The sequence below is a fragment of the Flavobacterium sp. genome (assembly GCF_043773265.1).
In the GTDB taxonomy this organism is placed as follows: domain Bacteria; phylum Bacteroidota; class Bacteroidia; order Flavobacteriales; family Flavobacteriaceae; genus Flavobacterium.
This window is the reverse complement of record NZ_JAYVFH010000094.1, coordinates 1-12578: the sequence shown is the minus strand read 5'-3', so window position 1 is coordinate 12578 and position 12578 is coordinate 1. Positions and strand designations below refer to the sequence as shown.

The following is a 12578-nucleotide window of genomic DNA, read 5'->3' as shown; positions in this document are numbered from 1 at the left end:
AAAAGCAGCTTTTTCTGTCGAAGGAGTAAAATCAGCAACTTGGAGCATAGAAACACATCAATTAAGTGTGATTTTGAATGAAGAAAAATGTTCTTTATTAGATGTAAAAAAAGCAATTGCGACCGTTGGTCATGATACTGATGAGGTAAAAGCAACTAAAGAAGTGTATGACCATCTTCATAGTTGTTGCAAATACGACAGAAAATAATTAGAACAACTCCTTGATAAGAAATTCAAGGAGTTTTTTATTTTAGATAAATTCAATGAATAATTTTATATTTACTGAATATTTCTAAACTGACCCAAATAAATCCAGATGAGCGATTTTTACAAAAAAATATTAGACAACAATAAAAAATGGGTTGAAAATCAATTGGCAATAGATGCTGATTATTTTAAAGATTTATCTAAAGGTCAAAATCCACCTTTATTATGGATTGGCTGTTCAGACAGTCGTGTTCCAGCAAATGAAATTATTGGAGCAAAACCTGGTGAAGTATTTGTTCATAGAAACATTGCAAATATGGTTGTTCACAGTGATATGAATATGTTAAGTGTTCTAGATTATGCAGTAAATGTATTAAAAGTTAAACATGTAATTGTTTGTGGACATTATGGTTGCGGTGGTGTAAAAGCTGCAATGGGTAACGATTCTATAGGAATTATTGATAATTGGATTCGTCATATAAAAGATGTTTATCGTTTGCATAATGTATATTTAGACTCTATAGAAAATGAAGAAAATAGATTTAATGCTTTTGTAGAACTTAATGTAAAGGAACAAGTTTTTGATTTATCTAAAACATCAATAGTGCAAGCTGCTTGGCGAAATGGTCAAGAATTAATGTTACATGGTTGGGCTTATGGATTAAACTCAGGATATGTAACAGATTTACAGGTAAGTATGAGCAGTAATAAAGATTTGGATGAAGTTTATCAATTAAAATTTTAATCTTCTTCGAGATTTTCATTAAAGGCAGAAGGTAATAATTGCGGTATAAATTTTATTAAAATTGGCAATAATAAACCACCACCAGGAAGTAAAAAAATAGTGAGCGATGGAATTGTTTTGCATACATCTAGTAACTGTTTTTTTACTTTCTTTTTTTCATCAGCACTTAAATCTTTCTTTGTTGATTTAGCCAAAAGCGACATTAATTCTTTACTTTCTATTAGTTCTTTTGTTAATCTTTTTTTATTTCTTTTAATCAAAACTTGAACACCAGTATTAGTTTGATCATAAAAATGTTTTACAGGATTAGAATAATTAAAATACTGAATATTTTTTTTATGTGAAGTAATAAATTCATTTGTAGTAGCAATACTTTCTTCAACAAATTGTGATGATAGTTCTAATCTATCACCTAATTTGTGAAGAAAATAAACTTCTTCGTTTTCAACTAAACCATCATTCCAGAGTGTCATGCCAGCTAAATCTAATAAATAAAATTTTTCTAAATCTTCTTTAAAATAGGCAAGTGGCAAAGTCTCTAATTCAGAAATTGTTACTTCAGAAAATTTAGTATATCTAACAGATGCTTCAAATAATTTAATTAGTAAATTATCATGAACAGATTTTTTTGTTTTTACTTTTAATGCCAATGAAATTGTACTAAGAATAATTTCTTCAGTTTTCTTTAAAAATTTTTCTGGAATTTCACCTTTTTTTAAATATTGATGAAATGCTAAAACATCTACTAATAATAAGGCATTGGTTACAATATGAGAGAAATTTTTGCTAATAATATCTTTGTTGGTTTGTACTCTTTCGTTTATTAATCCTTCAAGTTTTTGAGATTTATTGGAAGGTAATATTGTGTCTAAAAATGAAAAACCTTTCGGATTCATTTCAGTATAAAAATCTACAGTTTTTTCAATAAAACTTATAGAATTTTTATTATTTGTTTCAAATAAATAAACATCAAATAAAGTGTTTAATAAAGCTACTTTAGAAACCTCTTCAGTTTTCCATTGTTCAATAGTAACTTGCGGAAAATTGTTAATGGCAACAATATGTCCATAAATAAAACCAGTTTTTCTTATGTTTTTATAAAATGATAATGCATCAATAGGAGTAGAGAGCAATTTAGTTTGCTCCATAAAAAATTTATCTATCCAACCATTTGCCGATGGGTTTATCATAGCTTGTTAATAAATTACAAAACTATACTATTTTGTGTTATTTGATAATAATTTAAGTTTAAGTTTTTTTAGTTTGGAATGATTATTATTGACAAAATCAGAATCAAAATGCAAACACTTGATTAACAGAAATTAAATAAAAAAATGGCGCACATTTTTTAACGAATACAATAGATTATCACAGATAAAAATCTGATGAATCTGTTGAATTTGTGGCGAAAAAAAATTGAAATACAATTATAATTTTGTTGATATTAATGTTTTGCAACAACAACATTATTATTATTATTATTTATGGTCTTGATTTTAGGTTCAATTCACAAAGTCGAATGATTTCAAAAATTCTAGTATTTCGAGTTTTTTCGCGCTTGGCTTGATTTAACCAATATAAATAACTTTTTCTGTAGGAAGGACTAAATTTAGTATAGTTGTCTAAAGCTGTTGCATTTTTTTTGAAAGCAATTTCTAAATCATTGGGAATAAGTAAATCCTCAACATCATCAAGTGATTGCCATGAACCATTTAGTTTAGCAATTTCAATTTTTTTTAAACCACTTTCGTGAATTAAATTATCTTGAAGCAATTTTTCGATGTAAGATTTGTTTAATTTGCTCCAAACGCTTTTATCTTTTCTTGGAGTAAACATTTGTTTTCTTCTTTCATCATCAATTTTTTTTACGGTAGAATCTATCCAGCCATAACATATTGCAACTTTCACGGCTTCTTCCCATCGCATGCTTTCATATTGACTTCCAACTTTGTAAAAAACCAAACAAATTCCTGTTGATAAATTATGATTATCGTGTAACCAATTGCGCCATTCTTTGGCATTTTTAAAGTATAAAAGTTCTTTTTTATCCAAGATAATATTATTTTATAATTGCCGAACACGCGACTCTTCCTCCAGCATTCCCTGTTGGTTGTGTTGTAAAATCGTCTGGATTTGCATGAACAATTAATCCTTTTCCAAGTATGTCTTTGGTTACATCGCCACAACCAATGCACCATTGGTCAGTTTTTAAAGAAATTATTCCGTTACCATCTACATCAGCTGTAAAATTTCCAATATCACCTTTGTGATGTTCTGCATCTGACCATTTTCCGTGATTTTTAAAAGTTGGATTCCAATGTCCACCAGCCGAAGCAGCATCGGCAGCAGAACAATCTGCTTTTTCATGAATATGTATAGCATGAATTCCAGGTTTTAATCCAGATATTTTTGCTTCAAATGTTACAAAGCCATTTTTTTCTGAAAAAGTTGCGGTTCCAGAAACACTGCTGTTACTTTTAGGTTCCAAAGTAATTTTCAGAAAATTAGCATTTGAATTATTAGAAGATTTACAAGCAATAATTAGAAATAAAAATAGAGTTGCGAATAGTGTTATTTTTTTCATGATGTTTATTTTTATCAAAGTTAATCATAAATGGTTTTACTTAATATAGATAAATTGATAATAAAATGTAAAAAATAACTAAAAATGAAATAAATCAACAAACAGAGTATTTTAAAACTTCAAAAAAAATCTTATATTTGCAATCCAAACAACACTTCATTATGAGTCAAAAAATATTACTCACTGCAAAAGAAGTAACTATCATTCTACATCGTTTGGCTTGTCAGTTAATCGAAAAACATCTTGATTTTTCTGAAACTGTTTTAATTGGATTACAACCTCGTGGCAAATTTTTAGCACAAAGAATCAAACAAATTTTAGAAAATGAATATCATTTAAAGAATATTCAATTAGGTTTTTTAGATATTACTTTCTTTAGAGATGATTTTCGAAGAGGTGAAAAGCCATTGGAAGCCAATAAAACGCAAATTGATTTTTTAGTAGAAAACAAAAAAGTTATTTTTATAGACGATGTATTATATACAGGAAGAAGTATAAATGCCGCTTTAACGGCAATTCAATCCTTTGGAAGACCATCAGAAGTAGAGCTTTTAACACTTATTGATAGAAGATTTAGTAGGCATTTACCAATTCAACCTGATTATAGAGGAAGACAAGTTGACGCAATTAATGACGAAAAAGTAAGAGTATGTTGGATTGAAAAAGACGGAGAAGATGCAGTTTATTTATTATCAAATAATAACCTTAAACCTACAACCTAGAAAAAATGACAGCACTTTCAGTTAACCATTTATTAGGAATAAAATACCTTCAACCAGAAGATATTCAGCTTATTTTTGAAACTGCAGATCATTTTAAAGAAGTTATAAACAGACCAATAAAAAAGGTTCCTTCATTAAGAGATATTACCATTGCAAATATTTTTTTCGAAAACAGTACACGTACCAAATTATCATTTGAGTTAGCTCAAAAACGATTATCGGCTGATGTAATTAGTTTTTCGGCTGCACAATCATCTGTAAAAAAAGGAGAAACACTTATTGATACAGTTAGCAATATTCTATCTATGAAAGTTGATATGGTTGTAATGAGACATCCAAATCCTGGTGCTGCCTATTTTCTTTCTCAAAATGTTAATGCAAGTATTATTAATGCAGGCGATGGTGCACATGAACATCCAACTCAAGCATTGCTAGATAGTTTTTCAATTAGAGAAAAATTAGGAGAAGTTGCCGGAAAAAAAGTTGTTATTGTTGGCGATATTTTGCACTCTAGAGTTGCTTTATCAAATATATATGCTTTGCAAATGCAAGGAGCAAAAGTTAAAGTATGTGGTCCAAAAACTTTAATTCCTAAACATATTGAAAGTCTTGGGGTTACAGTAGAATCTAATCTTAGAAAAGCATTAGAATGGTGTGATGTTGCCAATATGTTGCGTGTACAAAATGAACGAATGGATGTAAATTATTTTCCATCAACCAGAGAATATGCACAACAATATGGTGTTGACAAGGAATTATTAAACTCATTAAACAAAGAAATTGTAATAATGCATCCAGGACCAATAAATCGTGGTGTTGAAATAACAAGTGATGTTGCAGATTCACAACAATCTGTAATTCTTGATCAAGTAGAAAATGGAGTTGCAATACGAATGGCAGTGATTTATTTATTGGCGTCAAAAATAAAACAGTAATAAATATAAATTTTCGGATTCTAATTGAAAGATTCTGAAATAAATTCAGAATAAATGAAAGTAACACAAAAAGGAAAAACAACAATTATAAAAGATACTCAAGGAAACATATCAATTTTTCTTGAAAAAATTACTCATGAACATAGTAGTTATAAATCTCAAAACTTAATTATTGATTTGACTCATAATAAAGAGATAACAATTAAAGATATTAAATCATTTTTAGAATTATCTAAAATACACAAAAAAGAAAAAAAATCATTTGTAATTGTTCTTGAGAATATTGATTTTAATGATGTTCCAGTAAAATTAATTGTTGTGCCATCATTACAAGAAGCAAATGATATTATTGAAATGGAAGAAATAGAACGTGATTTAGGATTTTAAAATTATGAAAATAGATACTAAAATATTAATTTATATATATGTAGCAATATTGTTTGTTGCAACTTATTTATTAGCAAGCAGAATAATTACTTCCTTGAAAACCAATGAATTTGATTATTTTAAAATCATTGCAAATCTTGGAATTCTAGTTTATTTAATCTTTAGAATTATTAAACTAAGTAAAATTGAAAACAATAAAATAGAATAAAAATATTTTGAAATTAACCATACTTGGCTGTTATGCAGCAACTCCACGAACAATATCCAATCCTACATCACAAGTATTAGAAATTAAAAATAAACTATTTCTAATAGATTGCGCCGAAGGAACACAAGTACAGTTGCGAAAAAGCAAAGTTAAATTTTCTAAAATTAGCCAAATATTTATCTCACATCTTCATGGTGATCATTTTTATGGATTGATTGGATTGATTTCGACCTTCATGTTACTCAATCGTAAAAATGATTTACATGTTTATGGACCAAAAGGTATCAAAGAAATAATTTTGATGCAATTAAAAGCTTCTGGTTCCTACACTGGTTACAATTTATATTTTCACGAATTAGAATCAAAAGAATCAGAAATTATTTTTGAAGACGATAGAGTAATGGTAAAAACAATTCCGTTAAGTCATCGCATTTACACCAACGGATTTTTATTTCAAGAAAAAAATAGTGAACGAAAATTAAATATTGAAAAAGTTGAACAATACAATATAGATAAAGTCTATTTCAATAAATTAAAATATGGTGGCGACATGACATTAGATAACGGAAAAATTATTCCAAATTCTGAGTTAACTTTTGATCCACAAGCATCTAAATCTTATGCATATTGTAGCGATACAATGTATAATGAAGCAATAATTCCTATTATAGAAAATTCAGATTATCTATATCATGAAAGCACATTTCTTGAAAGCGAATCACATCTTTCTGAGCGAACAATGCATTCTACAGCCAAGCAAGCAGCAACAATTGCTAAAAACGCCAATGTAAAAAATCTTATTCTTGGGCATTTTTCTACACGTTACAACAACATCGATTTATTTAAACAAGAAGCCCAAACCATTTTTGAAAACACTTTTCTTGCAGACGACGGAAAAGAGTTTAATATGATTTAGGAGCAAGTCAATAGTGATTTACCAGCCATCCATATTCCCACTTTCCATTCCAATCTTGCCTCGTTCTTTAAAAACGAGACAAGGATTTCCATTGCAATTGGGGCTAATTGAAAAACCATTTTAATTTTTGCAAACTTTATAAAAAAACTTTGCGAACTTTGCATCAAACACTATATATAATGAAAGACTTAAGCAGTTACAGAAAATCCTACGATAAAAGTGAACTTTTAGAAACTACAATTCCAGAAGATCCAATAAATTTATTTAATTTTTGGTTTCATGAAACCGAAGATTTTGGCGGAGTTGATGAAGTAAATGCAATGACCATATCTACAATTGGGTTAGATGGATTTCCTAAATCTAGAGTTGTATTACTTAAAAGCTTTAACGAAGATGGATTTATTTTCTACACCAATTATAACTCCGAAAAAGGAAACGCAATTGCAAACAACCCCAATGTTTGTCTTTCTTTCTTTTGGCCAAGTATAGAACGTCAAGTAATTATAAAAGGTATTGCCCAAAAAACTACAGAAGTTGTTTCAGATAATTATTTTGATTCACGACCAGATGGAAGTAAACTTGGCGCCATTGCTTCAAATCAAAGTAGTGTAATTTCGTCTAGAAATGTTTTAGAAGAGAAGCTCAAAGAGTTGGAAAACTATTATCAAGGTAAAGAAATTAGTAGACCAAAGTTTTGGGGTGGTTTTTTGGTAAGACCACAAGAAATAGAATTTTGGCAAGGAAGACCAAATCGTCTTCATGATAGAATTAGGTATCAATTGCAAGACGATTTCTCCTGGAAAATTGAAAGACTTTCATCATAATTGTAAGAAATATATATATGTATAAATAAATTTTACGCATTTCATCGATTTTATTGTGCGTTTTAGCGATAATAGTAGTAAACTTGTACAAGCAAAATAGAAAAAATCGTTAACCATATAAACCATAAAGATATTTGCCCCAAATCTATCTTTAAAAAACTAACCTACTATTATGAAAGCAAACCTATTAAGAGTATTAATGCCAATCGTTTTGGTGTTCTCAATGATGTCATGTTCATCTGATTCTTCTAATGATTTATCAAGTGATTCTCAAATTGTAACTGAATATAACTATTCTGATGATGAGAATAAGCTAGCTCAAGTAATTAATGAATATAGGGTTTCTCAAGGATTAAATGCGTTAACTATAATTAATCATATATCTTATAAATCTGAAGAGCACAATGAATATATGATTTTAAATAATGTTGTTAATCATGATTATTTTAATGATAGAGCAAATAATATTATTGAAGTATTAAATGCAGTGAAAGTAGGTGAAAATATTGCTTATAACTTTTCTACACCAGCAGCAGCATTATATGCATGGTTAAATAGTCCAGGCCACAAAGCAAATTTAGATGGTGATTATACACATTTTGGAATTTCGATTACTGTAAATCCAGAAACTGGTAAAAAGTATTATACTAATATGTTTATGAAAAAATAAGTGATTTATATAGTTTTGTTTGATTTTGAAAAAAGACCATCTCACCCAAAGGATGGTTTTTTTGTTTTATAAATATTTCTTTTTAAAATCTTTATTAATATTCAACATAATCAGTAATTTCCAACCCATATCCAATCATTCCAACACGTTTAGTTTGTTTAGTATTTGAAATTAATTTAATTTTAGATATGTCTATGTCATGAAGAATTTGTGCACCAATTCCATAATCTTTAAAATCCATTTTTATTTGTGGTGCATTTTTTATTCCTTGTTCTTGTAAAATCTTTAATTCTTTCAATCTATTTAATAAATCTAGCGATTGTACTTCTTGATTAATAAATAATATTGCTCCTTTTCCTTCATCATTAATCAACTTAAACATATTGTCAAGTTTCTTGTCGGCATTATTTGTTAATGTTCCTAGAATATCATTATTTATTTGAGTAGAATTTATTCTTGTAAGTATTGCTTCTCCGTTACTCCAACTTCCTTTTGTAAGTGCAACGTGAACTTGTTTATTGGTGGTTTGCAAATAGGCACGAAGTCTAAATTGTCCAAACCTAGTTTCTATTTCGTAATCTTCTTTTTTAATAATCAAACTATCATGTTGCATTCTATAAGCAACTAAATCTTCAATTGAAACCAATTTTAAATCGAATTTTTTGGCAACATCAACAAGTTGTGGTAAACGAGCCATCGTACCATCTTCATTCATTATTTCTACAATAACACCAGCCGATTTAAAACCAGCCAATCTAGCAAAGTCAATTGCAGCTTCTGTATGACCAGTTCTTCTTAAAACTCCACCTTGTTTTGCAATTAATGGAAAAATATGTCCAGGACGACCTAAATCATGTGGTTTAGTATTAGAATCTACCAATGACAATACTGTTTTTGCTCTGTCTAATGCCGAAATTCCTGTAGTAACTCCGTTTCCACGTAAATCTACCGAAACAGTAAAGGCAGTTTGCATAATGTCGGTATTATTATTTACCATGACATTTAGATCTAATTCTTTACAACGACTTTCTGTTAGAGGAACACAGATTAATCCGCGACCATGAGTTGCCATGAAGTTTATCATTTCGGGTGTAACTTTTTCGGCTGCAGCAAGAAAATCGCCTTCGTTTTCTCGATCTTCATCATCAACAACAATTATTATTTTGCCATTTCTAATATCTTCGATGGCTTCTTCAATTGTGTTGAGTTTTATAGTATTTGACATTTTATTTTGTTTTTGATAACAGTATATTATCTATATTCAGCTATTGCTTCCTTAAGTACTTTATTGTTGTATAAATATACAAATATAAAAAAAGGAAATCCTATTAGAAAAGCAATTGCAATTCCGGGTTCTATTTTTCGTTTTAGTATGCCACTAATATCATCCAATTTTTTTTGAGAAAAATATAAAGATATATAAAAGGACAAAAACAAGATAACATTCAAGATTATTATCAAAATAGAACTCTTATTGTTATTATATACCAAAGAGGTAATAATTATTACAGAGTAAAGTGCTAAAGTTATTTTTGCTGAATAATTATATGAAATTAAATTATCTTCTAAATTTTGATATTCTAAATTGATTAAATTATTATTTTCTAATAATTTTTGCTGAGTTATTCCTCTTTGGTCAAGTATTAATAAAGCTTTAGTTCTATAATCTTCAGAATAATTATATTGTTTAGCATTTTTAACTATTTGTATTAAAACATCGTCAGCATATGCGTTGAGTTTTTGCCATTCTTCATCTTTAATAATTGTAGTTTGAGAATTTTCAATATCAATTATGGTTTGTTTAGTAGTGTTTTTGGATTCTTTTGAAGTAAATAATTTTTGAAAAGGAGCAAGTATTACATCAAAATCTATTGATCCACCAATATCATTAATTGCTCTGTAAGTTAAAAATACCGCAAGTGGAGAAAGAACAATTGTAGACATCCAGGTTCCCAAAAATGGAGAAATTCCATTTTCTTGAGCCAGTTTTTTTCCAAAAGTATTGATAAAGTGAAAAATTATAAAAATTGATACAGCAAAAACAATTGGTAAACCCAAACCACCTTTTCTAATTATTGCTCCAAGTGGTGCACCAATAAAAAACATTAATATACAAGCAAATGCAATAACAAATTTATCATAAAGAGCTATCCAATGTCCGTTTATGTTTTTTTGTTTTTCATCCATTTCAAATTTTGAACTATCAATAGAAAAGGAAGTACTTTCTATATTACTTATTGCATATTTTAGTGCTTCTGTTTTTTTAGTTTTATCTAATCCGTTTAAAATATCATCAGATAAATTCAGAGTTTTTATAATTTTAGCAACAGTGTCTCCAGTATAATTTATTGTGTTTGTGTTATTTACATTTACTCTTTGATAGATGTTTTCTGTAAATGATTTTAAATCTTTTTTATAACTAACATTTAATGAATCTAAGGTATAATTAAGCTCACTCATAGTAAGCATTGTATTGGTATTTGCAATTTCACCAGTTTCTATATTGGTATTAAGCTTGGATAAATCAATATTTATAATATCTTTTTTGAAAGTTGCTTTTGCAAATGGCAGTCGGTTGCGTTCTTCAAATTTTTTAGGAACAATATCTTCATAATAATTTCCGTCAAACAAAACCAGTTTTAAAGTATTAGAATTTTCATTACTAATTAACTCACCTCTTTTTGCTTTTATAACAGTCTTGTTTCCATCACCATTAGGAGATTTTATATGAATAATTACTCCATTAAGAATATTACCTTTTTCGCCAGTTTTTTTATCAACTTTTATGGTGTAGTTTCCTATTTCGCTAAATTGTCCTTCTGCAATTGCCATCGCTGGACTTCTTTGTGCAATATTTCGTCTAAAATTTATAAATTTATATTCTGCATACGGAATTACATTATTTGCAAATAAAAATGCAACACCAGTTAAGAAAAAAATGAATATAGTTAAACTTCTCATTGTTCTTTGCAAGGAAATTCCAGAAGATTTCATAGCAGCAAATTCATAATTTTCTGCAAATGAACCAAACGTCATGATTGAAGCCAGTAAAACAGAAAGCGGAAGTACCAAAGGAATTATCCTTGGCATTGCAAATAAAAGAAATTTAAGAATTAAAATAGTGTCTAAATCTTTACCAGCTAATTCTGAGATAAATAGCCAAACAGTTTGCAATATGAATATAAAAAACAAGATTACAAATACGGTAGTAAATGTAATCAAGAATGTTTTTAATAAATACTTATCTAATATTTTCACAAATGCTAATCTAATTTATTTATGTAGTAGTTTGGATATTTACTTGCTACAAATATAAATTGATTTTTTGATAATGGCTGATTGGTTTTAAAAGAATTAACAGTTAAAGTGGTTTTTGTACCATTTTTGCCAATTTCAATAAGGTTGTAAATGTTTTTTGTTTCTACATCGATACCTAACAAAACCTCTTTTCTTTGATCTTTTGCACTGTTGGGTATTAATTTTATGTATTGAATTTTTCTTCCTTTAATATTTTGAAGTATATCCATTGAATATTTGTAACCACTATTAAAGAAGGTCAACATTTTAGACGGAGTAATCGCTTTGTCGTCTTTTTCATCTTCACTAGAAATTGTAACTTCTTCATCTTCTGGAACAACAGTGTAAGTTTTTTTTCCGTCAAATATTTTAGTAACTCCCATAAAGTTCAACACATATTTGTTACCTTCTAGTGTTACATTTCCTTTACTGTCTTGATTTATATTTTCTTTGGTGTTATTTAAAGTATATTTAAAATCTATTGTTGTGTTTTTATAGCTTTTAATTTTTTCTGTAACATCATCAAGTAAGTCTTTGGCTCTTTTATCTTGCGCATTTATAGAAAATGTGACTAATAATAAAAATGCTATCGAAACTATTTTTTTCATTTTAGATTTAATTTTGTTCATTATTTAAAAAACTGTCTAACGAAGATAAGTCGGTAATGTTTACACTTCTGGCTTTACTTCCTTCAAATGGTCCAACAATTCCGGCTGCTTCTAGTTGATCTATCAATCTACCAGCTCGATTGTAACCCAGTTTTAATTTTCTTTGCAATAATGATGCCGAACCTTGTTGGGCTGTAACAATTATTTCTGCAGCTTCTCTAAACAGAACATCTCTTTCTGATATATCTATGTCTAATTTCATGCTACTTTCTTCTCCTATATATTCAGGTAAAAGATATGCGGTTGGATATGCTTTTTGTGAACCAATATAATCTACAATTTTTTCAACTTCTGGAGTGTCTACAAAGGCACATTGTACTCTTACCAAATCATTTCCGTTAGAAAAAAGTAAATCGCCTCGACCAATTAATTGATCTGCACCACCAGTATCTAAAATTGTTCTAGAATCTATTTT

General features: G+C 28.4%; 14 protein-coding genes and 2 pseudogenes. 9 read left to right on the top strand and 7 right to left on the bottom strand.

Features of this window, described 5'->3' with window-relative positions:
• Positions 1-208 (top strand): annotated as a pseudogene (locus ACH2BO_RS04970) (metal transporter); the annotation flags it as partial.
• Between the two features lie 108 nt (positions 209-316).
• Positions 317-952, top strand: coding sequence for a carbonate dehydratase (gene can, locus ACH2BO_RS04965; protein ID WP_395043643.1), 636 nt, complete (start codon positions 317-319; stop codon positions 950-952).
• On the opposite strand, the gene ACH2BO_RS04960 is transcribed toward can, so the two are convergent.
• The 3 genes from ACH2BO_RS04960 to ACH2BO_RS04950 all read right to left on the bottom strand — a co-directional run bounded on the left by ACH2BO_RS04960 (position 949) and on the right by ACH2BO_RS04950 (position 3536).
• Positions 949-2142, bottom strand: a complete 1194-nt coding sequence (locus ACH2BO_RS04960) for an LETM1-related biofilm-associated protein (protein WP_395043642.1) — start codon at positions 2140-2142, stop codon at positions 949-951. The two genes, can and ACH2BO_RS04960, sit on opposite strands and share 4 nt — an antisense overlap.
• A 292-nt stretch (positions 2143-2434) precedes the next feature.
• Positions 2435-3004, bottom strand: coding sequence for a YdeI family protein (locus ACH2BO_RS04955; RefSeq protein ID WP_395043641.1), 570 nt, complete (start codon positions 3002-3004; stop codon positions 2435-2437).
• Positions 3005-3011: 7 nt separating this feature from the next.
• On the bottom strand, positions 3012-3536 hold the full coding sequence (locus tag ACH2BO_RS04950; RefSeq protein WP_395043640.1) for a superoxide dismutase family protein: 525 nt from the start codon (positions 3534-3536) through the stop codon (positions 3012-3014).
• A 161-nt stretch (positions 3537-3697) separates the two neighbouring features.
• Here ACH2BO_RS04950 and pyrR point away from each other — a divergent pair, with 161 nt between their 5' ends.
• From pyrR to ACH2BO_RS04915, 7 genes are all read left to right on the top strand, one after another.
• Complete coding sequence (gene pyrR, locus ACH2BO_RS04945) at positions 3698-4258, top strand: bifunctional pyr operon transcriptional regulator/uracil phosphoribosyltransferase PyrR (protein WP_395043639.1); 561 nt, start codon at positions 3698-3700, stop codon at positions 4256-4258.
• Between the two features lie 5 nt (positions 4259-4263).
• Positions 4264-5193, top strand: a complete 930-nt coding sequence (locus ACH2BO_RS04940) for an aspartate carbamoyltransferase catalytic subunit (protein ID WP_395043638.1) — start codon at positions 4264-4266, stop codon at positions 5191-5193.
• A gap of 54 nt (positions 5194-5247) precedes the next feature.
• A complete protein-coding gene (locus ACH2BO_RS04935) occupies positions 5248-5580 on the top strand; it encodes a ribonuclease Z (RefSeq protein WP_395043637.1) in 333 nt (110 codons plus the stop codon).
• 4 nt (positions 5581-5584) lie between these two features.
• Complete coding sequence (locus tag ACH2BO_RS04930) at positions 5585-5788, top strand: hypothetical protein (RefSeq protein ID WP_395043636.1); 204 nt, start codon at positions 5585-5587, stop codon at positions 5786-5788.
• 7 nt (positions 5789-5795) lie between these two features.
• Positions 5796-6704, top strand: coding sequence for a ribonuclease Z (locus ACH2BO_RS04925; RefSeq protein WP_395043635.1), 909 nt, complete (start codon positions 5796-5798; stop codon positions 6702-6704).
• Between the two features lie 179 nt (positions 6705-6883).
• Positions 6884-7528, top strand: a complete 645-nt coding sequence (pdxH, locus tag ACH2BO_RS04920) for a pyridoxamine 5'-phosphate oxidase (RefSeq protein ID WP_395043634.1) — start codon at positions 6884-6886, stop codon at positions 7526-7528.
• A gap of 172 nt (positions 7529-7700) precedes the next feature.
• On the top strand, positions 7701-8198 hold the full coding sequence (locus tag ACH2BO_RS04915; RefSeq protein WP_395043633.1) for a CAP domain-containing protein: 498 nt from the start codon (positions 7701-7703) through the stop codon (positions 8196-8198).
• 94 nt (positions 8199-8292) lie between these two features.
• Here ACH2BO_RS04915 and ribB read toward each other — a convergent pair whose 3' ends face one another.
• From ribB to ACH2BO_RS04895, 4 genes and pseudogenes are all read right to left on the bottom strand, one after another.
• The gene (ribB, locus tag ACH2BO_RS04910) at positions 8293-9423 is read right to left on the bottom strand and encodes a 3,4-dihydroxy-2-butanone-4-phosphate synthase (RefSeq protein WP_395043632.1); all 1131 of its coding nucleotides are present in this window, start codon (positions 9421-9423) and stop codon (positions 8293-8295) included.
• A 584-nt stretch (positions 9424-10007) separates the two neighbouring features.
• A pseudogene (locus ACH2BO_RS04905) lies at positions 10008-11456 on the bottom strand (LptF/LptG family permease); the annotation flags it as partial.
• 5 nt (positions 11457-11461) lie between these two features.
• Positions 11462-12103 carry an outer membrane lipoprotein carrier protein LolA gene (locus ACH2BO_RS04900; protein ID WP_395043631.1) on the bottom strand — a complete coding sequence of 214 codons (642 nt, stop codon included), beginning with the start codon at positions 12101-12103 and terminating at the stop codon, positions 11462-11464.
• A 7-nt stretch (positions 12104-12110) separates the two neighbouring features.
• The coding region (locus ACH2BO_RS04895) for a DNA translocase FtsK (protein WP_395043630.1) at positions 12111-12578 on the bottom strand (468 nt) is incomplete at its 5' end.

What these genes read in the sequence shown, in the direction of transcription:
- can (WP_395043643.1), top strand. Translation starts at nt 317, where the DNA reads ATGAGCGATTTTTACAAAAAAATATTAGACAACAATAAAAAATGGGTT.
- ACH2BO_RS04960 (WP_395043642.1), bottom strand. Translation starts at nt 2,142, where the DNA reads ATGATAAACCCATCGGCAAATGGTTGGATAGATAAATTTTTTATGGAG.
- ACH2BO_RS04950 (WP_395043640.1), bottom strand. Translation starts at nt 3,536, where the DNA reads ATGAAAAAAATAACACTATTCGCAACTCTATTTTTATTTCTAATTATT.
- pyrR (WP_395043639.1), top strand. Translation starts at nt 3,698, where the DNA reads ATGAGTCAAAAAATATTACTCACTGCAAAAGAAGTAACTATCATTCTA.
- ACH2BO_RS04940 (WP_395043638.1), top strand. Translation starts at nt 4,264, where the DNA reads ATGACAGCACTTTCAGTTAACCATTTATTAGGAATAAAATACCTTCAA.
- ACH2BO_RS04935 (WP_395043637.1), top strand. Translation starts at nt 5,248, where the DNA reads ATGAAAGTAACACAAAAAGGAAAAACAACAATTATAAAAGATACTCAA.
- ACH2BO_RS04930 (WP_395043636.1), top strand. Translation starts at nt 5,585, where the DNA reads ATGAAAATAGATACTAAAATATTAATTTATATATATGTAGCAATATTG.
- pdxH (WP_395043634.1), top strand. Translation starts at nt 6,884, where the DNA reads ATGAAAGACTTAAGCAGTTACAGAAAATCCTACGATAAAAGTGAACTT.
- ACH2BO_RS04915 (WP_395043633.1), top strand. Translation starts at nt 7,701, where the DNA reads ATGAAAGCAAACCTATTAAGAGTATTAATGCCAATCGTTTTGGTGTTC.
- ribB (WP_395043632.1), bottom strand. Translation starts at nt 9,423, where the DNA reads ATGTCAAATACTATAAAACTCAACACAATTGAAGAAGCCATCGAAGAT.
- ACH2BO_RS04900 (WP_395043631.1), bottom strand. Translation starts at nt 12,103, where the DNA reads ATGAAAAAAATAGTTTCGATAGCATTTTTATTATTAGTCACATTTTCT.